General features: G+C 31.6%; 20 protein-coding genes and 1 tRNA gene. 6 read left to right on the forward strand and 15 right to left on the reverse strand.

The features are described from left to right. Positions 1-174: 174 nt before the first annotated feature. From ACNG5D_RS09510 to ACNG5D_RS09530, 5 genes are all read left to right on the forward strand, one after another. Positions 175-735, forward strand: coding sequence for an AAA family ATPase (locus ACNG5D_RS09510; protein WP_418183281.1), 561 nt, complete (start codon positions 175-177; stop codon positions 733-735). Position 736: 1 nt separating this feature from the next. Next, positions 737-2,644 carry a RecQ family ATP-dependent DNA helicase gene (locus ACNG5D_RS09515; RefSeq protein ID WP_418183282.1) on the forward strand — a complete coding sequence of 636 codons (1,908 nt, stop codon included), beginning with the start codon at positions 737-739 and terminating at the stop codon, positions 2,642-2,644. 222 nt (positions 2,645-2,866) lie between these two features. Further along, a complete protein-coding gene (gene fmt, locus ACNG5D_RS09520) occupies positions 2,867-3,814 on the forward strand; it encodes a methionyl-tRNA formyltransferase (RefSeq protein ID WP_418183283.1) in 948 nt (315 codons plus the stop codon). Positions 3,815-4,003: 189 nt separating this feature from the next. Further along, positions 4,004-4,276 (forward strand): HU family DNA-binding protein, encoded by a 273-nt coding sequence (locus tag ACNG5D_RS09525; RefSeq protein WP_092852637.1) that lies wholly within the window; start codon positions 4,004-4,006, stop codon positions 4,274-4,276. Between the two features lie 121 nt (positions 4,277-4,397). Next, positions 4,398-4,958 (forward strand): YqgE/AlgH family protein, encoded by a 561-nt coding sequence (locus ACNG5D_RS09530; protein WP_418183284.1) that lies wholly within the window; start codon positions 4,398-4,400, stop codon positions 4,956-4,958. On the opposite strand, the gene ACNG5D_RS09535 is transcribed toward ACNG5D_RS09530, so the two are convergent. Next, positions 4,955-5,797 carry an aminotransferase class IV gene (locus ACNG5D_RS09535; protein WP_418183285.1) on the reverse strand — a complete coding sequence of 281 codons (843 nt, stop codon included), beginning with the start codon at positions 5,795-5,797 and terminating at the stop codon, positions 4,955-4,957. The two genes, ACNG5D_RS09530 and ACNG5D_RS09535, sit on opposite strands and share 4 nt — an antisense overlap. Before the next feature lie 65 nt (positions 5,798-5,862). Further along, positions 5,863-6,258: an START-like domain-containing protein gene (locus ACNG5D_RS09540; protein WP_418183286.1), complete on the reverse strand. Its 396-nt coding sequence runs from the start codon at positions 6,256-6,258 to the stop codon at positions 5,863-5,865. Positions 6,259-6,387: 129 nt separating this feature from the next. Here ACNG5D_RS09540 and ACNG5D_RS09545 point away from each other — a divergent pair. After that, a tRNA-Met gene (locus ACNG5D_RS09545) sits at positions 6,388-6,461 on the forward strand. A 310-nt stretch (positions 6,462-6,771) separates the two neighbouring features. On the opposite strand, the gene xylE is transcribed toward ACNG5D_RS09545, so the two are convergent. The 13 genes from xylE to ACNG5D_RS09610 form a co-directional block, all read right to left on the reverse strand. Beyond that, on the reverse strand, positions 6,772-8,190 hold the full coding sequence (gene xylE / locus ACNG5D_RS09550) for a D-xylose transporter XylE (protein WP_418183287.1): 1,419 nt from the start codon (positions 8,188-8,190) through the stop codon (positions 6,772-6,774). A gap of 268 nt (positions 8,191-8,458) precedes the next feature. After that, on the reverse strand, positions 8,459-10,033 hold the full coding sequence (locus ACNG5D_RS09555) for a ThuA domain-containing protein (RefSeq protein ID WP_418183288.1): 1,575 nt from the start codon (positions 10,031-10,033) through the stop codon (positions 8,459-8,461). A 70-nt stretch (positions 10,034-10,103) separates the two neighbouring features. After that, the gene (locus tag ACNG5D_RS09560; RefSeq protein WP_418183289.1) at positions 10,104-11,072 is read right to left on the reverse strand and encodes a Gfo/Idh/MocA family protein; all 969 of its coding nucleotides are present in this window, start codon (positions 11,070-11,072) and stop codon (positions 10,104-10,106) included. A gap of 23 nt (positions 11,073-11,095) precedes the next feature. Next, a complete protein-coding gene (locus ACNG5D_RS09565; RefSeq protein ID WP_418183290.1) occupies positions 11,096-12,298 on the reverse strand; it encodes a Gfo/Idh/MocA family protein in 1,203 nt (400 codons plus the stop codon). 5 nt (positions 12,299-12,303) lie between these two features. Further along, on the reverse strand, positions 12,304-13,644 hold the full coding sequence (locus ACNG5D_RS09570) for a Gfo/Idh/MocA family oxidoreductase (protein ID WP_418183291.1): 1,341 nt from the start codon (positions 13,642-13,644) through the stop codon (positions 12,304-12,306). 5 nt (positions 13,645-13,649) lie between these two features. Next, the gene (locus ACNG5D_RS09575) at positions 13,650-15,017 is read right to left on the reverse strand and encodes a 3-keto-disaccharide hydrolase (RefSeq protein WP_418183292.1); all 1,368 of its coding nucleotides are present in this window, start codon (positions 15,015-15,017) and stop codon (positions 13,650-13,652) included. 258 nt (positions 15,018-15,275) lie between these two features. After that, entirely contained in the window at positions 15,276-15,446 is a 171-nt protein-coding gene (locus tag ACNG5D_RS09580; RefSeq protein WP_418183293.1) for a hypothetical protein, read from the reverse strand. A gap of 3 nt (positions 15,447-15,449) precedes the next feature. After that, positions 15,450-16,838 carry a purine-cytosine permease family protein gene (locus ACNG5D_RS09585; RefSeq protein WP_418183294.1) on the reverse strand — a complete coding sequence of 463 codons (1,389 nt, stop codon included), beginning with the start codon at positions 16,836-16,838 and terminating at the stop codon, positions 15,450-15,452. A gap of 546 nt (positions 16,839-17,384) precedes the next feature. Then, positions 17,385-18,824, reverse strand: a complete 1,440-nt coding sequence (aldA, locus tag ACNG5D_RS09590; protein ID WP_418183295.1) for an aldehyde dehydrogenase — start codon at positions 18,822-18,824, stop codon at positions 17,385-17,387. 100 nt (positions 18,825-18,924) lie between these two features. After that, positions 18,925-20,073 (reverse strand): alpha-hydroxy acid oxidase, encoded by a 1,149-nt coding sequence (locus ACNG5D_RS09595; RefSeq protein ID WP_418183296.1) that lies wholly within the window; start codon positions 20,071-20,073, stop codon positions 18,925-18,927. Between the two features lie 12 nt (positions 20,074-20,085). After that, complete coding sequence (locus ACNG5D_RS09600; protein WP_418183297.1) at positions 20,086-21,375, reverse strand: class II aldolase/adducin family protein; 1,290 nt, start codon at positions 21,373-21,375, stop codon at positions 20,086-20,088. 69 nt (positions 21,376-21,444) lie between these two features. Then, positions 21,445-22,818 (reverse strand): FGGY-family carbohydrate kinase, encoded by a 1,374-nt coding sequence (locus ACNG5D_RS09605; RefSeq protein ID WP_418183298.1) that lies wholly within the window; start codon positions 22,816-22,818, stop codon positions 21,445-21,447. A gap of 10 nt (positions 22,819-22,828) precedes the next feature. After that, complete coding sequence (locus ACNG5D_RS09610; protein ID WP_418183299.1) at positions 22,829-24,109, reverse strand: sugar isomerase; 1,281 nt, start codon at positions 24,107-24,109, stop codon at positions 22,829-22,831. Between the last annotated feature and the right edge of the window lie 66 nt (positions 24,110-24,175).

The raw sequence follows: 24,175 nt of genomic DNA on the forward strand, positions 1-24,175 counted from the left end.
ACAAGTCCTCGCACCTCCGTTGTCGGGCTGTGGGCTATCCGCTACAATCCTTAGCGCACACCAAAGCAAGCTAAAAACATAACCCCAAAAACACAGCCTTTTTGCAATAGTTTAGCTTCTACTTTTTTTTAAGCATTAAAATTCCGATTTTTACAGCATAAAACCAACATTGCATTGAGCACAAAAAAAATAGTAATTACAGGCGGTCCAGGCACAGGAAAAACTTCAATAATAAATACATTAAAAGAAAAAGGTTTTTTTTGTTTCGATGAGGTAATACGTGCATTAACACTCGAAGCAAAAAAAGATGTAGATAAAGCATCGCAGGTATCAAACCCAATTGCATTTGCTAACAACCCAATGGATTTTAACACCCGTTTACTAAACGGCCGTATAGACCAATTTAAATTAGCAGAATCTCAAAAAAAGCACCTCAGTTTTTTCGATCGTGGTATTCCAGATGTTTTAGCGTACATGGATTATTTTAACCAACAATACGATAATCTATTTACCAATGCGTGTAAGCAACACAAATACACTTCGCTATTTATTCTGCCGCCATGGAAAGCCATTTACAAAACAGACAACGAAAGGTTTGAAACCTTTGAAGAGGCCGAAAAAATACACGAACACTTATTAAGCACCTATAAAAAATTTGGCTATCAAATTACCGAAGTCCCTTTTGGAACCGTAGAAAATCGCACAAAATTTATTTTAGATACGCTAAACCTATAACATGGAACATCCCATTAACATATTAGAACGTTATTGGAATTACACTAGTTTTAGGCCACAACAAGAAAATATTATAAATGCCGTAATTAATGGAGAAGACACGTTTGTTTTACTACCAACTGGTGGTGGCAAATCGTTATGTTTTCAAATACCAGCATTAGCAAAAAAGGGTATTTGTATTGTTGTATCTCCTTTAATAGCGTTAATGAAAGACCAAGTACTGGCTTTAAATAATAAAGGTATAAAAGCCATGGCCATTACAAGTGGGATTAGCTATAAAGATTTAGATGTTTTACTAGACAACTGTATTTATGGTAATTACAAATTTTTATACCTCTCGCCAGAGCGCCTACAACAAGAGTTAGTGCAAGATAGGATAAGGCAAATGCATGTTAACTTAATAGCTGTAGACGAAGCACATTGCATCTCGCAATGGGGAAGCGATTTTAGGCCTGCCTACAAAAACATAACCGTATTAAGACAATTACAACCTAGCGTGAATGTAGTTGCCTTAACCGCTTCTGCAAAACCAGAAGTTGTTACAGATATTGTTAATGAGCTAGATTTTATAGCTCCCAAAATATTTAAACAATCGTTTTTTAGACCCAATTTAGCCTATATGGTTTTTCATGAAAACGATAAATACTACCGGTTAGAAACCATCTTAAAAAAACATACAGCAGCATCTATAGTTTATGTAAGAAATAGAAAATCTACTCTAGACCTAAGTGCCTTTTTAAAATCTAAAAACATTACTGCTACGCATTACCACGGCGGGCTTTCTAATACTGAAAAAGACGAAAACATGACGGCTTGGCTAAACAACCAAAAGCAAGTTATGGTGGCCACCAATGCCTTTGGAATGGGTATAGATAAACCAGATGTTAAAACAGTAATACATCTTAATTTACCAGAAAGTATAGAAAGCTATTTTCAAGAAGCTGGTAGAGCTGGACGAAATGGAGACAAAGCTTTTGCTGTAATTTTAAAAAACGATAGCGATAAAACTCTAGTTAAAAATCAATTTTTAAGTATTTTACCTACTGTTAAATTAGTAAAACAGGTTTATAGAAAATTAAGTAACTATTTTCAAATATCGTATGGCGAAGGCGAATATTTAACTTTCGATTTTGATTTTAATACCTTTTGTAAAACCTATAAGTTTAGCCCGATAACGTGTTATAATGCACTTTTACTTTTAGATAGAAACAGTATTATAACACTATCAAAACAATTTAAAAATAAGGTTACAATTCAGTTTATAATTTCTAATACATCGTTATTTAATTATTTAGATACGCACCAAAATATTGCCATAATTGTTAAATCTATTTTACGATTATATGGTGGCGTTTTTGATCATGTGACCAAAATAGATTTATCTAAAATTGCTAAAAAAGCATCGACCACCGAAAACCGATTAACGGCTATACTTTTAGAGTTAGAAAAAGATGAAATTATTACTTTAAACTTAGCCAAAACCGATGCTCAAGTTACTTTTATAGAGCCTAGAGAAGATGATAAAACAATAAACCGAATTGCTAATATAATTGAACAACAAAATAAGTTAAAGCAGCATCAAGTAAAATCGATGCTAGATTATATTGAAAACGATTCTGTTTGTAAAAGCATACAACTTCTTAGCTACTTTGGAGAAAAAGAACACAAATCTTGTGGCATTTGCTCGGTTTGTATACAATATAAAAAAGAAAAAAAAACACCTGAAACTATTAATACATTAAAGAAACGTGTTATTGAATTACTTGAAAATACCGACATGTCGTCTAGAGATATTGCGGCTCAATTAAACTGCGATACAGAAACTTTAAAAATAGTTTTAAAATTATTACTAGAACATAATATTATTAACATTACACCTATTAACACTTATAAGTTAAGCCACTTATAAAATATATTTTAGCTTAATTTACAGAATAATAATTTTAAAATACAATTACCAATAGATATTATTAATTTTGCAAAAAAGCATGACCTTATTAAGTTTAACTTACGCTTGCAGGTTTATGCGTTAGGGATAGTAGTGGATAGCCCACAGCCCGACAACGGAGGTGCGAGGACTTGTAACGTATAGCCCGACCCTTGTGGTAACGCCAAAATAAAAAAAGAATAAATGAAAGATTTAAGAATTGTTTTTATGGGAACTCCAGATTTTGCTGTAGAGACTTTAAAAACATTAGTTGAAAATAATTACAATATAGTGGGGGTTATTACTGCACCCGACAAACCAGCAGGTCGTGGTAGAAAACTTAACGAGAGTGCTGTAAAAAAATATGCTAAAGCTCAAGGTTTAAACATACTACAGCCTACTAATTTAAAAAACGATACTTTTATTGATGAGCTAAAAACTTTAAAAGCCAATTTACAAATTGTTGTAGCTTTTAGAATGTTACCTAAAGTAGTTTGGCAAATGCCAGAATTAGGCACCTTTAATTTACATGCCTCGTTACTTCCTAACTACCGAGGTGCAGCTCCTATAAATTGGGCTATAATAAATGGCGAAACTAAAACGGGTGTATCTACTTTTTTTATTGATGAAAAAATTGATACTGGCGACATGATTTTACAAGAAGAAATTAATATTGATGCAAATGAAAATGCTGGCTCGCTACATGATAAATTAATGAACATAGGTAGTCAATTGGTTTTAAAAACGGTAAAAACTTTAGAAAACCAAAGTGTAAAAACGGTACCGCAAAAAGAAACTAAAAACATTAAAACTGCTTACAAGCTAAATAAAGATAATTGTAAAATTAACTGGAACAACTCTATTACTAATATATACAACCACATTCGTGGCTTATCGCCATACCCAGCTGCTTGGTGTACTTTAATTAATAATAATGATGTTTTAGATGTAAAGCTCTACAAGGTTAAAAAAGAACTTGAAGAACATAATTTAGAATTAGGTACTATAATTACAACGAAAAAAGAATTAAAGGTTGCAGTAACAAATGGTTACATAAATATTATTGAAATAAAGCTTCCTGGAAAGCGAGCAATGGATATAAAATCGCTTCTTAACGGATACGCTTTTCATGAAAATGCCAAAATGCTCTAAACCCTTATTATCACTCATATTACAAAAAAGTCGATAAAAAGCGCTTGCTTTATTAACAAATGCTATAAGTTATTAACAAAACTGTGTTTTTCCCTTACTGTTACTTGCATGGTTGCATAATCCGTATAAATTTGTAAACGATTTAACAAATAATGTTTAACCGATTTATTAATAATTAAATTTTATATTATGAACAAAACAGATTTAATCGATGCAATGGCAGAACACGCTGGAATTACTAAAGCTGCTGCTAAAAAAGCTTTAGAGTGTGCAATTATAGAAATTGAAGGTGCTTTACAAAAAGGAAATAGAGTTTCTTTAGTTGGATTTGGATCATGGTCAGTTTCTAAAAGAGCTGCTAGAGAAGGAAGAAACCCTCAAACAGGAGCTACAATTAAAATTAAAGCAAAAAACGTAGTAAAGTTTAAAGCTGGATCTGATTTATCAAATGCAGTAAACTAATTATTTACTTCTTTTTAATATTAAAAAGCTTCCATAAAAATGGAAGCTTTTTTTATATATAGACTAAAGAGTTGCATTTTTAATAAATAAACCTTAGATTTAGTTATTAATTGCCCAAAATATGGTTACAATAACCCCTAAAAAAGGAGATTTATTAATTGCTGAACCTGCAATTATTGGAGACGTATCTTTTAATCGCTCTATTGTTTTACTTGCAGACCACTCTAAAGAAGGCTCAATAGGATTTATACTTAACAAACCCCTTGAGTACAATATTAACGATTTAATACCCGAAGTTGAAGCTACATTTAAAGTATATAATGGTGGTCCTGTAGAACAGGATAATCTATACTTTATTCATAAAATACCAACATTAATTCCTAATAGCATTGAAATTTCGTTAGGTATTTATTGGGGTGGCGATTTTTCTAAAGTTGCAGAGCTAATTAAAAACAATACTATAAAAGAAAATGATATTAAGTTTTTTTTAGGGTATTCGGGTTGGGAAACTAGCCAATTAGAAAGCGAGCTTAAAGCAAACTCTTGGGTTGTTGCTAAAAATATTTATAAAAAGAATATTATAGAAAAAGATTACCAAACGTTTTGGAAAGAAAAAATGCTAGAATTTGGTGGCGAATACAGTATTTGGTCTAATGCGCCAGAAAACCCAAGTTATAACTAAGCTAATCTAATTTTTATATTTAATTTTTGAAGCAATAATTTTGCTACCTCGTACTTATACTCTTTTTTTCTGTACTTACTTACGGGTTGTATGCCTGTAATAACATTGGTAATAAACATTTCGTCTGCCTTTTGAATTTCAAATGGAGAAATAGATGCTTCAACAAAATTATACTCTGGTAATGTTTTTAAAATATTTATAAGTTGCGTTCTCATAACACCTTTTAAACACCCATCACTTAAAGGTGGTGTTTTAATAGTGTTTCCTTTTACTAAAAATACATTTCCGTTAAGAGCTTCAACAACTTGTTTGTTTGTATTAAGTAATAAACAGTTATTTAAATCGTTCTCTTTGGCATAAATACTACCTACAACATTTATAGCTTTATTATTTGTTTTTAAGGTAGATAATAAACTAGGAGACGTGTAATAATCTTTAAACAAATCTACTTTATAAAAAGTATCATTTAGCAAATAAAAATCTGCATCAAGAGTTTTTATTGATATTATAAAATCTATTTCGTTTGTATTTGGTGTATACAAACCGCCTTCTTTTCTATGAACTTGCAATTTTACTCTAGCTGTTGCGTTTTCTTGATTATTGGATTTTAATGTATCTTTTATTTGCGCTTCTAAAAATTCCATGGTAAAATGCATGGGTATTTCCATACGCATTATACGCATAGATGCCATTAACCTAAAGTAATGATCTTCCCAAAATAGAATTTTTCCACTTACTACTTTTATGGTTTCAAAAAGTGCATCGCCATAAGCGTATCCTCTATTTTGTGTTGAAAATACTGTATTACTTTCTACAAGTGTTCCGTTAAAATTTATCATAAAAAAAGCCCGCTTATGTTATTTTAAAAGCGGGACAAATATAATTTAAAATATACTATTTTAAGTTAGGCAGAGCCTAATACTTGTTTTAAACTAGAAATCTGGTTAGTCCATAACATTTTGGCTTCTGCAACCTCATCATCATCATCTGCAAAATCTGTAATCATTAACGATACATCTTTAGTTATCTCATCAACTTGAATTTTAATTTCGAAATAGCAAGACAAACCATCTTCTTCATCTTCAACCCATCTAAATTTTACACGTTCGCCACTTTTTTTATTAAGCAACTTTGCTTTTTCTTCGCTATCATCCCAAATAAAAGTAAACAACTCTCCTCTAGAGTTTACATTATCTGAAAACCACTCGGATAAACCAGATGGCGTTGAAATATATTGATATAATAATTGTGGAGAAGCATGAATAGGGAACTCTATTTCAAATTTAACTTTATCGTCCATAAGCGTGTATATAATTTATGTTGCTCAATATATACATTAATTAATAAGTACAGTAATAATTTTAATAATATTTTCCTTAATTTCTGTTTGCTTACATGAATAATGTTTTTATATTTGCAGCCTCATTATGGCGAGGTAGCTCAGTTGGTTAGAGCGTCGGATTCATAACCCGGAGGTCGGGGGATCGTGCCCCCCTCTCGCTACACAGTAAACAAAAGAAACCCAAGAATTAAATTTCTTGGGTTTCTTGTTATAATACAGTATTCTTTTTTTGCCTATCATTCAGAATAAATCGGTATTTAAACTTACTGAATGATTCTGTTTTTTGTTTATGATTTTTTTATTGAATATCGTTTTTATCAAATATCAAAAAAATAAGTTAAGTGGATTTAAAAAAGTAATTTCACTTTCCATCCTCCTCTTAAATTAAGGATTATTATTATAACTATAAAGCATCATTAAATTATTAGTAATTTATTGATGCTTTTATTTTATTAGTATAATAAGTTTAATTTATTTTTCCCAAAGGCCTTCCATTTCTTCTAAAGTTTTCCCTTTGGTTTCCGGTATAAATTTCCAAACAAACCACATGGCTAGTATAGACATAATGCCATACACCCAATACGCAAATCCATGATTAAATTGTTCTGTTAAATATGAATTATCGTCCATCATTGGGAAAGTTAAGGATACTAAGTAATTAGAAATCCATTGTGCCGCTACAGCTACTGCCATAGCTCGACCTCGTATTTTATTAGGAAATATTTCTGATAGTAATACCCAAGTTACAGGCCCCCAACTTAAGGCAAAACTTGCTACATAAAGCATCATACAACCTAAAGCTAAGTATCCTGTTGCCCCTGAGAAAAATACAAAGCCAAGTGATAACATGGCTACTGCCATTCCTAAGGCACCTATTAACATTAGTGGTTTTCTACCGTGCTTATCAACCGTTTTTATAGCAATAATTGTAAACAAGAAGTTTACTATACCAACTATAATAGTTAAAAACAATGCTCCATCTGTATCTGGATCTATCGATTTAAATATTTCTGGTGCATAATACAGAACGACATTAATACCAACAAATTGTTGAAAAACCGACAATGTAATTCCTATAAAAATAACCAACCAACCAAAAGACAAAAGTTTCCCTGAATGTTGAACCATAGAGCCTTTAATCTCTTCTAAAATAACTAAAGCTTGTGCTTTTCCGTTTACTTTTGTAAGTACATCCAACGCTTCTTCCTGTTTATCTTTAAGCATTAATGAACGTGGGGTGTCTGGAACAAAAAATAATAGACCTAAAAACAATCCTGCTGGAATAACTTCTGATGCAAACATCCATCTCCAGCCAACTTCATTCAACCAAGCATCAGAGCCTCCTCCTTTTGATATAAAATAGTTTACAAAATACACTACCATAAAGCCTCCAACAATAGCTAATTGATTGTATGATACCAACCTACCTCTACTATCTGCAGGAGCAATCTCTGCAATATAAAGTGGCGATAGCATAGAAGCTAAACCTACACCTATACCCCCTATAATTCTATAAACTATAAAAATTGTAGAGAAAGTATGATCTAGCTCTCCTATTGGTTTTATAAACATTTCTGGCATTGCCGAACCTAAAGCTGAAATTAAAAATAAAACGGCTGCTAATATAAGTCCCTTTTTCCTTCCTAATACTTTACTTATTACTCCTCCCAAAATACCGCCTATAACACAACCTATTAGTGCGCTAGACACTAAAAAACCTTTAAATGCACTTGCAGCCGTTTCAGATAAGCCCTTAGGAGCTACAAAAAAACTTTCTAAAGAACCTACAGTTCCAGAAATTACGCCTGTGTCGTACCCGAATAATAGTCCTCCTAAGGTGGCTACTAATGTTAATTTTAGTAAATATTTTGAATTTGGTGATGTTTCCATGTTTAGTTTAATTTAGTTATTTTTTATACTGGTTAATTGTATTTTTGATCAATTCTTTACTTCTCTTTTTTAAGCTTATTTACTGTTGTTTTTTACTGTTTGAAAGCACTAATTTATGTGCTTAAAATTCTTTTTAGATAATCTTTAAGAAAGCTATTATATATATATGTAGTTTATTAAATACATCTGCCTTTTTTTTGCCAATTGACATCAAATAGTGTCGCTTTTACAGAAGTGCATCTTACGGTTAATTCTAATTAATAATTCATTAATATTTATTTAGCTTTTTTTTATATTTTCTAGGAATATCATTTATAGTTTGTATTTGTATATTTTTATAATAAATCTCTGCCCCCTCAGACTGAATTTGAATACGTCCTTTTGTAAGTGGTACAATTTCTTTATTAGAATTTTCGTGCATTGAATTATATAGAGCCATTACAACTTTGCCATTTACAATATGCAAGCTAGTATCTTCAAAACAAATTAACTCTAGCGTGTTCCATTCTCCATGAGGCTTTTCGTTATTAAACCCTTTGTTACAATGATTGGGCGGTAAATGCTGTAAACTCGAATACGGGTGTAAATCACCATCATTAACGTATCGAAATTCTTTATCTCCAGATTGCTTCTCTGAAGGAATATCTATTAAAACATTTACTAATCCGTAATAATCTCCAACATCTCCTTCTTGAACTTGAAACTCTTGCGAGGCCATCCATACGTTCCAAAACGAGGTATAAGAGCCTTGACAATGATATAAAATACCGCTATCACGCTTTTTGAGTAATCGAGGCTCCCATACTTTATCTCCCCACTTAAACTGTAGCTTTAAATGATAATTTTGGTATTCTTGCTTTGATGTTAAAGCACCATAAATTTCTCCAGATATGTGAAGTTGATTTTCTCCTTTTTCTTTTTTATAAGTAAAAACTTTTTTTGGATCAATATTTAAGCCTAATGGTATACCATTTATACCATCACTATTTTTATCTACATTATCTAATTCTAAAACACTAGCATGGGGAACTCCCATAAATACATCCCAGTTTTTATATAATTTACCATCAAAAAGATTTGTCCATTTTTTTGAAGATGGTGCTTTTACATTTTCTATATTCGAAGCCCATAATATGGCTCCATAAATCATTTTTTTAAATCTAGAATCGCTGTAAACTTCTTTAGTATGTCCTAAACCGGTATAAAACACACGGCCTCCATCATAATAATGATACCAAGTAATTGGATGATTATTAGTATTCATTTTTTTTCCTTGATAAGAACTTTCATCTAAAGAGGCTAAAACATTAACATGCTTAGCGACTGGATTTAAAAAATTATACCATTCATCTTTAAAAACTTCTTTTTCGTTTAAGTGGTTTATTGCAGGATGGCTGTTAGACTTATCTATAATTAGTGTCGCATTTTGAACTTTCGGATGGCTTTTAAACGTAGCTCCAATCATTTCGGTAAACCATGGCCATTCTTTTTCTGTATCAGAAGCAGCATGAATACCAATAAAACCATTGCCATTGGCCATATAATCTTGTAATGCTTCTTTTTGTTTTTTATCGAATATATCTCCTGATGTATTTAAAAAAACCAAAACGTTGTATTGGTTTAAATTTTCTTTATAAAAATCGTTAGAATCTTCTGAAAATTTAATTTTCCACTTATTTTTATTTGCTAATTCTGACAAAAACTTAATGCCTGTGGGAATAGATTTGTGACGGAAAGCTTCGGTTTTTGAAAAAACTAATATACTAGGATTACACTGTTGCGATTGCACAATTCCAAAAGTTAATATTAATAATACTATAGTTACTATTTTTTTTAAACTCATTGGAAATATTAAAATCTTTTTTTACAAATACTATTTATCAAATTTAATTATTGCTAAATATAAAATTTATTTAATTACCACAAAAAACATCCATAATTTCAGTAATAATTAATCCTTCTTCTACTGAACACGGATTATTGTTTTTTCCTAAGAAAAAATTAATCGTTTCTTGAATCATTGGCTGCTGAACGTGTTTTGGTGTTTTAAATTGATAATTCTCTTCTTTACCGTTAACAATAACATTAATAAACTCATTATAAAATGAAAATGAAATAATTCCTTTATTACCACGAATTATACAACTATCTATATCTTCTTTAGTGTTAAAACACCAACTCCCTTCAAAAGAAACACCGTTTTTAAATTGAATTATGCCTTCTACCAAATGGTTCGATTCTCTATTTTTTTCTACATTAATCCCTTTTACAAAATCAATTCCTCCAAAATAATAACACATTAAATCTATTTGATGTGGTGCTATATCGTGAAAATATCCACCTCCTGAAATTTCGGGTTTAACCCTCCAATTATCTTCTGTTTTTGCAATTAAAGATACATTTTTAGATTGTGCTATTTTAATTTTAGCATGCGTAACTTTACCAATAGTATTAGACTCTATAAGTTCTTTTACTTTAATGAATACGGGCAAATGCCTACGATAATGTGCTACCGTTAATTTACTGTTATTGTTTTTCACAACTTTTACAAGTGTTTTTGCTTCACTTGTATTAAGTACCATTGGCTTTTCTAGATAAACATATTTTCCTTGTTTTATAGCTTGAAGTGCATACTCTAAATGCAATGAAGGTGGTGTGGCTATATATATCGCATTTATATTTTTATCATTTAAAACATCTAAAGCATTGGTTGTACAAAAAGGAACGTTGTGGCGTTTTGCAAAATCTTTAACTTTGTCTTCATTTCTACGCATTACAGAAATTAATTTAGAATACTTAGCTTTTTGAAAAGCAGGCCCACTTTTAATTTCTGCTACATCTCCACACCCAATAATACCCCAATTAATATAATTGTTGCCCATAACTTTAAATTACTTCCTATTATTTAATATACATTGAAATTAGAATGCCATTTAACAATTTTGTTATTGTATAAAGCATCTAAACCCATTTGCACACAAATTGCCGCTTTTGCTCCTGTAACTACATTAGAAATAGGTTTTTTATTGTCTAAAATACTATCTCTAAAATCTAAAAGGGCTTGTTTACTGGGGTTATCATGAATTACGTTAATTGGCTCACCGTAACTAGCATCAACTTTTTGCTTTGTTGCTCCTGAAACACCATCAACATCTTGTAATTTTTTAACTTTTGATTTTTTATTTCTTTCAGGATAAAACTTAGCCGAATTTGTAGTTATTATGATTGTACCTTTATCTCCAATAACTTTAATTTGATAACCTTCTTTAGCATTAGTGGTTAAACACGTAAATTTAGCCTTTATGCCTTTTGGATAAGTATAAATTAAATGAATATTGTCGTAAGTTTCTCGTCCATCCTTCCAATAATCTATACCTCCTGTTCCCATAACTTGTAATGGGTTTTCATTCAAAATGGTGTTTACAAAATCTATTTGATGCGAGCACAATTCTGCAACAAGCCCTCCAGAAAATTCTTTATACATACGCCAGTTTATAGCTTTTTCCAGACTTGGATCGGGTACTGGTCGTCTCCAATTTCCATGTCTATTCCATTGACAATCAAAAGCTGAAATATTGCCTACTTTACCTTCTTTTATAAGCTTTACAACATGAGTGTATAATCTTGAGCTATGATATTGGTGTCCTGTTTGAAAAATAACTTTAGAAGCTTTTACTTTAGCTACCAAATTACTAATACCTTCATATCCTTTTGCTAGTGTTTTTTCGCAATACACATGTTTACCTGCATCAACTGCATCAACAGCTATTTGAGCATGAGTATTAAAAGGAGTAGCCACTAAAACAGCATCAATTGCTTTATCGCTTAATAAATCTTTATAATTATGATAACCTTTTGCAGAACCATTTGTTCTTGCTATTCCATTTTTAAGACGAAAAGGTATAACATCGCAACATGCATAAACATTTAAGTTTTTTATTTCATTTATAAATGGAATTAAACCAGCTCCTCTTTGCCCTGTGCCAATTATGCCTATATTAATTTTTTTTGAATTAGATAAAGTATCAATATTGGCTAATACTGATGTACTTGTTATTAAAGTCGCTGTAGCTGCACCACTATGTATTAAAAATTTACGTCTGTCCATTGCTTTTAAAATAGGGGTTCCCAACCAGATTCATAAGTTCTTGACCACAATTTCATTGCTTCTCTATTATACATTTTACCCGTTTTATCATCAATATCAAAACCTTTATTAATTCTATAAGAAATATTAGCGTAGTGCACCATAGCCATACTTTTACTAGCATCATCAATTGGTGCGTTTAATTTTGTTTTTCCTCGAATGGTATCAAACATGTTTTGAACATGTTTTGTTGACGTATCTCCACCTCCACCAAGAGCCGTTCCAGCTTCTTGAGATGCAGAATCTAATTCTTTAACTAGCTTTCCTTTGCGGTCATAGAGTATGTATTTATTTCTGTTTACAAATACAGAGCCTTCGGTTCCGTAAATAACCGTTCCACGACCTGAACCATAAGTACTATAACTATTTCGAGATTTTCCGTCCCATTTAATAACCTTTTTGTCTTGAAATTTAAATGTAGCTTCCATATCATCATACATTTCCCAGCCATCATTTAAAAAGTGACGTTTTTCTGCTTCTACATAAACACTTTGTGGAAAATCTACCTGTAATGCCCAACGTGCAACATCCAACTCATGTGTTCCGTTGTTTCCTGCCTCTGCGGTACCATAATTCCATCCATACCAATGCCAGTTATAATTCCAGGTCTCGGAAGTATAGGCTCTTCTTGGTGCTGGACCTTGCCATAAATCCCAATCTAAGCCTTCTGGTATAGCTGCGTTTTGCTGTAAAGGTACTTTGCCACGTCCATTATTATAAAATGCTACAGCTTTATATGGCTTCCCTATTATTCCGTTATGAATTTCATTTATAATTTCTATAGTATGTCCAGAAGATCGCTGTTGGTTACCCATTTGAACCACTTTATTAAAATGGCTTGATGCTTTTACAAGTTGTTCATTTTCAAACATATTATGACTGCATGGTTTTTCTACATAAACATGTTTTCCTGCTTTCATGGCCATAATAGAACCTGGAGTGTGCCAATGATCTGGTGTTGCGTTTATTAAAACATCGACATTTTTATCATCTAGTACTTTTCTAATATCATTTTCTAATTTCGGGCTATAATCAATATGTTCTCTAAATGCCTTTAGTCCTTTTTGACGCTGACTTTCCATAACATCGCATAGGTACAGTAATTTGGCATTACTTTTTTTTAATGCAATAGGCTGTTTAAAAGCTCCCATTCTTCGTCCTAAACCTGCTATGGCTATATTTAAACGTTCGTTTGCCCCAATGATGTTATTATAACTTTTAGCAGACATGGCCATAGCAGAATTCCCTATGGTTACCGCTGCTCCTGCTAAGGCTGTTTTCTTTATAAAGTTTCTTCTTGATGTCATAATATTTAGAGAGTTTTAATTTTAATATTCCTAAAAGCTACACGATTGCCATGATCTTGTAACAAAATTTGCCCTTTTTTAAGTAAACCGAAACCTGGCCATTTTTTATATTTACTTTCTGAAACTAATTTAAAAAAAGCTTCACTACCTCTCTCGTATTCTAACACTTTCATATTATTTAACCAATGTTCAACATGGTTACCTTTTGATATAATATAAGCGGTATTCCATTTACCAATAGCATGCATTGGTTTTTCTGGATTAGCTTCAATTAAATCATATAATGAACAAACTGTCCTACTGCCTTGATGACTACCAAGTTTTGCATCAGGGTGTAATGCATCGTCTAAAATTTGATATTCTAAACCTATTGAAGACCCTGGCCCTTTATTAATATTTGTATCTACATAATATTTTATTCCACTATTTGCTCCAGCTGTTAATTTAAAATCTACTTTTAATTCAAAATCACTATATAATTCTTCAGTAACAATATCTCCTCCTGCAGCAGATTCGGCTCCGCCTGATGATAATACAATTAATTCTCCTTCTTTAATTTCCCATCCGTGCTCTGGAAAGGTATTTAATTTTGCTCCACGCCAGCCTTTAGTAGTTTTACCATCCCAAAGCATTTTCCAGCCTTGTTTTTTCTCATCAATTGTTAAACAATTTTTTGTTATAATTGGCTTTAATGGTGATTTTTTTGAATACTTATCTAAATTTTCAGTTAGAATTTTTACATTTTTCCACGAGATAGTAGTGCCTTCTTTTTTATCATTACGAATACTATGAACTTGTAAACCTATAAAACCTGATGCTGTTTTATCATCAATTAAATAAGCTGCTGGCACATTATTTATCCACGTTTTAATAGTATCGCCAATGGCTTCAATTCTATAATGATTCCATTGGTTTTTTTTAAATGCTTTTTGGGCTTCAGGATTATCATTCAAAGGGTTTAACCATTTTCTTCGTTTTTCATCATAAATACCACCACTCCAAGCACGCTTTGATGGGTCAATTTCAACCTGATAACCATGTACAATACCATCTCTGTAATATGAAAAACTATTTGACCTTATTTGAACTCCTGAGTTCATCGTAGTATCGACTAAAAAATCTAACTCTAAAATAAAATCATCATAATACTTATTTGTTGTTAAAAAAGTATTGGGTGTGTTTTTAACGGTTGTTCCTGTTATAGTACCATTATTAACATTATAAATAGCTTTTCCGCCTTTTATGTTCCAACCATTTAAAGTATTACCTTCTATTAATGATACCCAAGGGGCTTTATTTTTTTTTGCTTGCGAACAGCCTAAAAAACAAGTAAAAGCAAAAGAAAAAACAACAAATTTTACAATTCTAAACATTTTATTTTTTTTATTTAAACACTAAAACAAACTTATTAATTATAAAAGTCCATCCTGTACTGTTAGGGTTTAAACAAAAAAACTCCTAAAAAATAATATTTAAAGGAGTTTTTATATTAACTATATTTTGATTATTTCTTGAGTACTTATTTGTTATAAAATAAAGTAACACATAGTCTATTGCCGAGTCTCTTCTTTAGGGAAATATTAAAACAAACATTACATTACCCCATAATAAACTATTAAAATAAGCACATATTACTCTTCTTCTTTCATCCAGAAAGGTGTAGCAATAAACCATAAGAGTGTTCCTATTAACATAAGCATTTTCATAATAGATACTTCTATTACGCCTATGAATGAAAGTATACTTATTAACAGTATTAAAACACTAATTGATAAACCACTAATTAGTTTTAGTATTTTCATAATTTAAGATTTTTGAAGTTTCATAATAATTACATATAGCACACAGGAAGCTACCCAAGCAGGTATTACGGCGTATGCTGGAAATAATCCTTTAGCAAAAATAAAATACAGGCCTAAGGCTACAGGAATCAACCATGCTAATAAAACAGCAATATTAAAACCAGTCTGTTTTTTATCTGCATAATCTTGTGTAAAGTTCATTTTTTTTGCTAAATAATGGTTTACAAAAATTACGCCTCCCATTGGCCCCAAAATGGCGCCATATAAGCCTACAAAATCAAGTAATTTACCAGAAAGAGAAGGAAAAATACCAGCTGCTGTAGCAACTATACCTGCTAAAATTACACCTGAATATGTTTTCGCATTAGCAGGAAACAAGCTTTGAAAAGCTAGACCAGCTCTGTATATTGTAGGATTAGCGGTTGTCCATCCAGCAACAATAACACAAATTATACCAGTCCAACCAACTACACTCCAAGCCATAGCTCCAGGATTCGCAGAAATATCGCCTGTTAATTTAATTTGGGCTGCCAACATAAATGAAGCACAAATCCAAGCCATATAATGCCCTAAAAACATACCTATAGATGGTCCCCATCCGGCACGGCTATCTTTAGCAAAACGCATAATAGTTAAATCTGCCATTCCAAAATGCATAGCTGCGTTACATAACCAAGAGAAAATTACAATTTTCCAAAAACCAAAATCTAGCTTACCATTAATAGACTGAACAACGCTTATACCTTTATCCCATTCTGAAAATAGGTTTTCCATAGAATCTACTTCCATTTGAGATAACGCTGATATTCCACAGGCAGCAAAAACAACAATCATCCAAGGTGCAGCAATGTTAGCAAATTTAGAAACCATATTGTATCCTGCTGCTGCTACTATTGTCATTACTAATCCTACAACAATTACAATCATTGAAAAAGCAGTACTACTTAAACCAAATATATTTTCAGGAACGGTAAAACTTATATTAAAAGGAACCCCAACAGCACTTGCAGAAACCGTAATCATGGCTCCGGCTAAAAAGCAAAAAAGTACTCCGTTAACAACATTATATATTTTTACTAAATGCTTACCTGCTATTTTCTCTAATTGATAGTATAGCGTAAGTTTACTAGATACTGCTATAGGAGCTACTACATATCTCCATGTAAGAATAGCTAAAATATTACCTATTAATAAACCAAATATTAAATCTTTTAAACTTGCCCCTGCTGCTAAAAACAGAGGGCCAATCATAAATTCAGTACCAGCTGCATGCTCACCAGCATACATTCCTAAAAAAGATTTCCAGCCTTTTAGTTTGGATGCAGGTACTGGGGTTCTTTCAAATTCACCGCCAGAATTCACTTCTAATGTTTCATTTTGATGTTGTGTCATAATTTAGTTTTAGTAAAAATTATAAGCAATTCTATATATCAATATTTTAGAATACACCTACGTTTTCATTTTCAGTTAGTTTACTAACGAAAATATAATCTGTATTGATTTATTCTATCCTGTACTATACCGCTAAAATTAATATAAAATACCAGAATACTAATTTAATGCAGATAAAACTAGTTCCTATTATATTTTAAATTAACCGTGTTTACTTCTCGACTAGTTATGTAGGTTTAGTAACTAAAAAAGAAAATTACTTACTAAAAGCAACGTTAAACCCCATCTCAATTAAAAAAATTATACATGCTTAGATGCGTGCTATTTATTGAAACATTGCTCTTCCTAATTAAAATTCTTTACTTTTTTTATTTTTCTTGAATAAATTATAGGTTTCTCTCTTATTAAAGTAATCGTAATACTCTAGATAAACTCCTTGCTATTGAATAAAACAGAATTATGTTATTTTAAATATAACGTGCTTTTAATTCAAAAAAAAACTCAGCCTTTTTTAGCTGAGTTTTGTATTCTAATTTGTATATTTTACTAATAGTATTTAGCATATACAACACGTGTATGTAAATACTCTTCCATACCATGTTTACCATCTGCACCGCCAACCCCAGATTTTTTCCATCCGGCATGAAAACCTTGAATAGCTTCAAAATGTTCTCTATTCACATAAGTTTCTCCAAAGTGTAAACCATTAGTGGCTTTCATGATATTGTTGAAATTTTCTGAAAAGATAGATGATGTTAACCCAAATTCTGTATCATTTGACATAGCAATAGCTTCATCTAAAGTATTAAATTTCATAACAGGTAATACAGGGCCAAATACTTCCTCTTGAATAATTTGACTGTCTTGATTACAGTTAGTTAAAAGTGTTGGTTCGTAAAAATATCCTCTATCGAATTTCTCAGGGCGCTTACCCCCTACTAAAACTTCGGCTCCTTCCTTTTTTGCAAATTCAACCATTTCTGTAATCTTATCTAATTGATCTTTTGATACCAAACTGCTCATATCTGCATTAGTTCCTGTTAAAGCGTCTTCAACAGTTACTTTCTGCATTTTTTTGGTAAGCTTATCAACAAACTCATCATAAATACTATCTTCTACATATACACGTTCGGCACAGTTACAAACTTGACCACTAAAAATAACTTTTGAAGATACTATAGAGTTTAACGCTAGTTCCATATTTGCATCAGCACAAACTATGGCTGGAGCTTTCCCTCCTAACTCTAATGATACTTTTGTTATATTTTCGGCTGCAGCTTCTATAATTTTTTGACCTGCTCCAACACTACCTGTTAAGCTAATAATTCCTGTAATTGGACTTTTAGACAATGCATTTCCAACAGTTCTACCTGCACCACAAACAAAATTTAAAACACCATCTGGCAATTCTATTTTTTGTATAAGCTCTGCAAATTCCATTACGGTATTTGGTGCTTCTGAACTTGGTTTAATAACACATGTATTTCCTGTTATTAATGATGCTGCTACTTTACGCGCCATTACGAAAAATGGAAAATTCCAGGGACAAATACCAACAGCAACACCAATAGGCACTTTATGAAGATAAATGTGCTCTTTTTCTCTATCACTTTGAATAATCTCTCCTTCAATTCTTCGAGCCCAGCCTGCGTTATAATCAAAATAGTCTGCTGTAACATCTATTTCAACCTGTGCTAAACCAATAACTTTGGCTTGTTCTTTTGAAAGCGTTTCTGCTAAAAACACTCTGTTTTCTCTAATAACATCAGCCATTTTATGCAAAAAAGCGGCTCTTTGTATTGCTGGTAACGCTTCCCAAGCTGGTTGTGCATCTTGAGCTGCTTGTAATGCGTTATCGGCATCTTCTACTGTTCCTGTAGAAATTGTACTAATTACATCTTCAGTACATGGATTTAATATTTCTATAACCGACGTTGCTTTTGATTCTACAAATTGCCCGTTAATGTATTGTTTATAATGTTTCATAGAATTTTAGTTAATTATTAATACTAAAAATTATAAAGTATGGTTGTTAATAAAACCATCCTTAATTAGATTTTTGAAATTAATCTCTAATTAGAGAAATTTATTTAATTAAATGATTTGGAAAATGTGATGTTTTTTCGCAACACAATTGTTCCATAACCTGCTGTAGTTCTGTCTTTAATAATGATATGGTATGGTTGCCGCCTTTTTTACCTAATGCAGATACTCCATACATAAAAGAACGCCCCATAAAAGTAAACTTAGCTCCAGAAGCTAATGCTCTAGCGACATCTGGACCAGAGCGAACTCCACTATCCATCATAACCTCTATTTGGTCTCCATATTTTTCAGCTAAAGTGGCAAGTGGTTTAATTGTAGATTGACCAGCATCTAACTGACGACCACCATGGTTAGAAACAATAATACCGTCTAGTCCTAATTTAATAGCTTGTTCGGCATCATATTCTGAAGCTACGCCTTTTAAAACTAGCTTACCTTTCCACATATCTCTAATGGGCTTAATTTTTTCCTCGTTTAATCTTCCAGAAAAAGTTTGGTCCATAAATTTACCTAATTGTTTTAAGTCTAAATTTTTAGGCATATAAGGTTTTAACGTGGCAAAATTTGGTATTCCGTGTTTTAAAGTTTGTAAACTCCAATGTGGATGAGTAAAACCTTCTAAAATATTTTTTAAATTCATTTTTGGAGGCATTGCTAATCCATTTCTAATATCTCTAGGTCTGAACCCAAAAGTAGGCACATCACATAAAATTACTAGAACAGGACATTCGGCTACTGCTGCTCTATTTATAATATCGTCTCTTAATTTATTTTCTGTAGGATGATATAATTGAAACCAGGCTTTACCTTCTGTTAATTCTGCGGCTCTTTCTATACTAGTGGTAGTAACAGTACTTAAAATAAAAGGAATATTATGCTCGAAAGCTGCTTTTGCTAGTATTTCTGGTGAGTTGGGCCACATTAAACCTTGTAAACCTACTGGAGCTACTCCAAAAGGGGCATCATATTCAACACCAAACAAATTGGTTTTTAAGGATGAGCCATTGTGATTGCGTAAATAATTGGGTTTAAGCTGTACTTCTCTTAATTCGGATGTATTTCTAATTAAATTAACGTCCTCGTTGCACCCACCATCTAAGTACTCAAATGCGAATTTAGGTATTTTTTGTTTTGCTCTATGTCTTAAATCATCAATAGAGGGATAACGAGTATCTATTTTTATTTCCATAACATTTCATTTTTAAGCTAAAAATTTTTTCCTTAAATCTTCTACTTGTTCATCGTTAATAGGTACCATTTCACCAAGCGAATGCCCAAGTACAATTGATTTTGCACTAAATTCAGCAACTTCAAGATAATCAAAAGTTTGAAGCAATTTATCTCCAGTTATAATAACAGAGTCGTTTTCTATAATTAAAGCTGTTGCACAATTTTCTACCATTTCTGAATTGCGGTTTTTTCTAAAATGATCTCCATATTTTAATATATTTATATCTTGTAGAAAAATCCAGCTTTCCGGTATTGTTCTTACATTTAAATGGCAACCCGTAACTCCAAAAGCCATTAGGTATGGGGATTGGGTCATTATAATTGAATTAACATTAGGGTTTTTATTGTAAATTTCCTGATGAATCCAAGTAGCTCTGCTTGGCTTCTTACCTTTTTCTCGTTTGCCTCCTTTTATTTGAACAATATCTTCTATATCTAAATCCCATCTATTAGCTCCTGTTGGTGTAATTAAAAAATCGTTATCTTTCCATCGCATGGATACAGTACCATAAGACCCTATCATTAATCCCTGCTCGCAAGAACGTTGCACAATTTTACATATTTCTAGTCTTTTTTCTACTTCGTCAGATGTATAACTGGTTTTTTCCATTTCTGGAAGAACTCCTGTTGCTTGCGATTCAAATTCATCAATCTGGTTATCAGTTAAATATTTAGGTTTACCTATTTGAGATCCATATAAAATAGTGTTTGCACAAAATTCTAAAGCTTCAAAACGCTCATAAGCATCTGTTAAATTGCTTCCTCCTATAACGGTGCCGTGATTTTCCATTATAACGGCTTTATATCCTTTTTTAAATTCATCTGCAATTACATCACCTAAATCTTCACTACCAGGAAGTCTATATTTTGCATATCCTATGGGGCCACAAATATGTTTTGCTTGAGATATAATATTGGTGTTTGGAATTTTACGAACAATACTAAACGATACTAACGCTGGAGGGTGTGCATGAATTACAGATTTAATATCTGGTCTAGATTCATAAATGGCTTTGTGGAATGGAAATTCTGAAGAAGGTTTATGTTTCCCTATAACAGTTCCGTCTTTTTTTACACATACAATATCTGAGGCTCTTAAAGAACCTTTATCTATTGCTGATGGAGTTACCCATATATTGCCTTGACCATCAATAATTGAGATATTCCCACCTGATGTTGTAGTCATGCCTCTTTTATAAATTCTACTTATTATAGTTGTTATTTGTTCTCTTGGATGGATTAAATTAATGTTTTTAGACATTCTTTAATAATTTGATTATGGGGTGTTTGTAAATTAATTTTATATGATTTTGTTATTTTTTAACAAAACTTATCCACTTATAATAAATGGTACATGCTTTTTTAATGCGTAATTCTTTTTTAAGAATTTAGAGTTTAATTTGGTGTCTGAAATAGAAATTGCAGCACCTAATGCAGAACCTAATGATGCATTAGTTGTTCTTAACTTTTTATCTCTAAAATAATGTGACAGCAATTTTATATACAAATCATTGTCACTAAAACCTCCATCTACATAGAGTCTTGAAATGTTATCGTCTCCAATGGCTTTTTTAATGCATTTTATTTGAAGTAACACCAACTCTGTCATTAATTGATGGTAGGCATGTTCGTATTTATGATATGGTATTTGGGTTTTTTCTGGCATATTCTCGTCTGCAAGACCTTCCCACTTATAACAATGTTTAAAATCTTTTATAATTTCAAAATAGGTATCATAGTTAAACTTTACATTACGATGATAATCGTTATCAACCCTAAAATGAGCATTTAATTTTTCAACTTGCAATTTATATTCATTACCTAAAAATAAACGTGATGCTTTTACAGGTTTACCATTAATGCGCATGTAATTAATTGCATCTCTATCTTCTGTATCTTCAGAAATTGGTTTTTCTGTAAATGGATTAAACGCTATACTCCATGTTCCTGTAGAAATGAGTACAAACTTTTTTTTAATACTTCTTACATAAGGTAATAGAGCTGCAGAACTATCATGAATTCCGACACCTATTTTAATACGATTACCGTTATAATTCATATTAATACTAGTTTCTGTTGAAACTATTGGTGGCAAAATTTTATCGATTCCTTCTTTATAAACCCAATTATGGTAATCTTTTTTACCAAAATCCCATAGAGCTGTATGGCAACCTATACTAGTATATTCGCTTAGTGGAATACTAGTAAATATGTAGCTAAGGTATTGTGGTAAATGCAAAGAATATTTAATGTTTTTAAAAACTTCTGGCTTTTCTTTTTTTAACCAATACAATTGCAAACCAGAATTTAACATACTTAAGTCTGCACATCCTGTGTTTTTTAAAAACTCTTCCTTTGGCCCATATTCTTCAAAAAAATCGGCAATTATGTTTTCTGGTAACGGCTTGGTGTAATTATAAAGCGGTGTTAACGGATTACCGTTTTCATCAATATGTACAAAGCTAGCTCCATAAGTTGAGAAGTTAATGGCTTTAACATCAAACTCCTTGGTTTCAATAATTTTATTAAATACGGCTTTTAACCATTTTTGCAATTCGGGAAGGTTTTCGGTTGGGTGCCCGTCTTCATCCTGAATCTCATCAAAAGAAATATATTCTTTATGGACTTCCTTAAAATCCTTATCGAATAAAAAAAACTTTTTATTTGTTTTTCCAATATCAAAAACGGCTGTTACCTTTTTCATTTTTTAATAATTAAAGTCCTGTTGCTACAGTATGTTTACCTCTTTCTTTAATAAGATTACCTCTAACATCTAATGCTCTATATGCATTAATTGGGCTTATTGCGCCTCCTGTGTTTAAACGTGCTTTTTCAAGTAATGGTCTTACATCTGTTCTGTAAGCTCCTTGTAAAATTTCTTGACACTTAACCACATCATTATCCAATTGAGCTGCTTTTAATGCTGCTTGGTCTATTAATAATGCTTTGGCATAGGCTTCTTGTATGGCTTCTAATGATTGGATTAAATCTTCTAAAGGATCTTTAACGTTATGACTCGCATCAATCATCCATGCTAAATCAGGATTTTGCGGATTATTTTGCATACCGTAAACTAGTTCATTGAAAATTAAAAATAGTGCATATGGTTTTATACTTCCAACAGTTAAATCGTCATCACCATATTTACTATCGTTAAAGTGAAAACCTCCTAATTTACCTTTTAATTGTAAGATAGAAACAATTTGTTCTATATTACTGTTTGGTAAATGATGCCCTAAATCAACTAATGTGTAGGCTTTATCTCCGCAACCATTAGCTAACATTAAAGATGCTCCCCAATCTTGTATAACCGTACTGTAAAAGTTTGGCTCATAAGGTTTATATTCAATTAATAAAGACCAATCATCTGGTAGGCCTTTGTAAATATCTATAAGACTGTTTTGTGTGTTTTGAAAAGCGGTCTGAAAATTATTTTGTCCTGGGAAACAAGAACCATCTGCCAACCATACTGTTAAACTTTTAGATCCTAGCTTATTACCTATATTAATAACATCTAAATTATGTTGAATAGCTTGGTCTCTAACAGCTTTACTTGTATTGCTTAAAGAACCGTACTTATAACTTTCTGAGGCATTTTTTTGGTCTTGAAAGGTATTAGAATTTACAGAATCAAATTTTATATTTAAAGCATTAGCTTGTTCTTTTATAGCATTATAGTCTGATGGAATATCCCATGGTATATGTAATGACACAGCGCCTGCTGTTTGTGTTAAGCTATGCAAAACACCTATATCTTGAATTTTTTGCTCTAAGCTTGAAGGTTCTCCATAAAAAGAAAAGCGCCCAAAACGGGTACCTCCTGCTCCTAATGCCCAGCTTGGTATAGCAACTTGGAATGCTGCTAACTTAGAAACAATATTGTTTACATCATGCCCGTTTTTTGTTAATTTACCTGCTAAAAAATCAAAATTTTCTTTATGATTTTCTAAACTGCCTTTATTGTAATCTAAAATTTGTTCTTCTTGTATTTTCATCTCTTTTAACTTCTAAAAAAACTCCCATAGCCTCAATTAGAGTTTATGGAAGTTTTTATAACTAAA

The organism is Algibacter ulvanivorans, assembly GCF_048381495.1.
Lineage (GTDB): Bacteria > Bacteroidota > Bacteroidia > Flavobacteriales > Flavobacteriaceae > Algibacter_B > Algibacter_B ulvanivorans.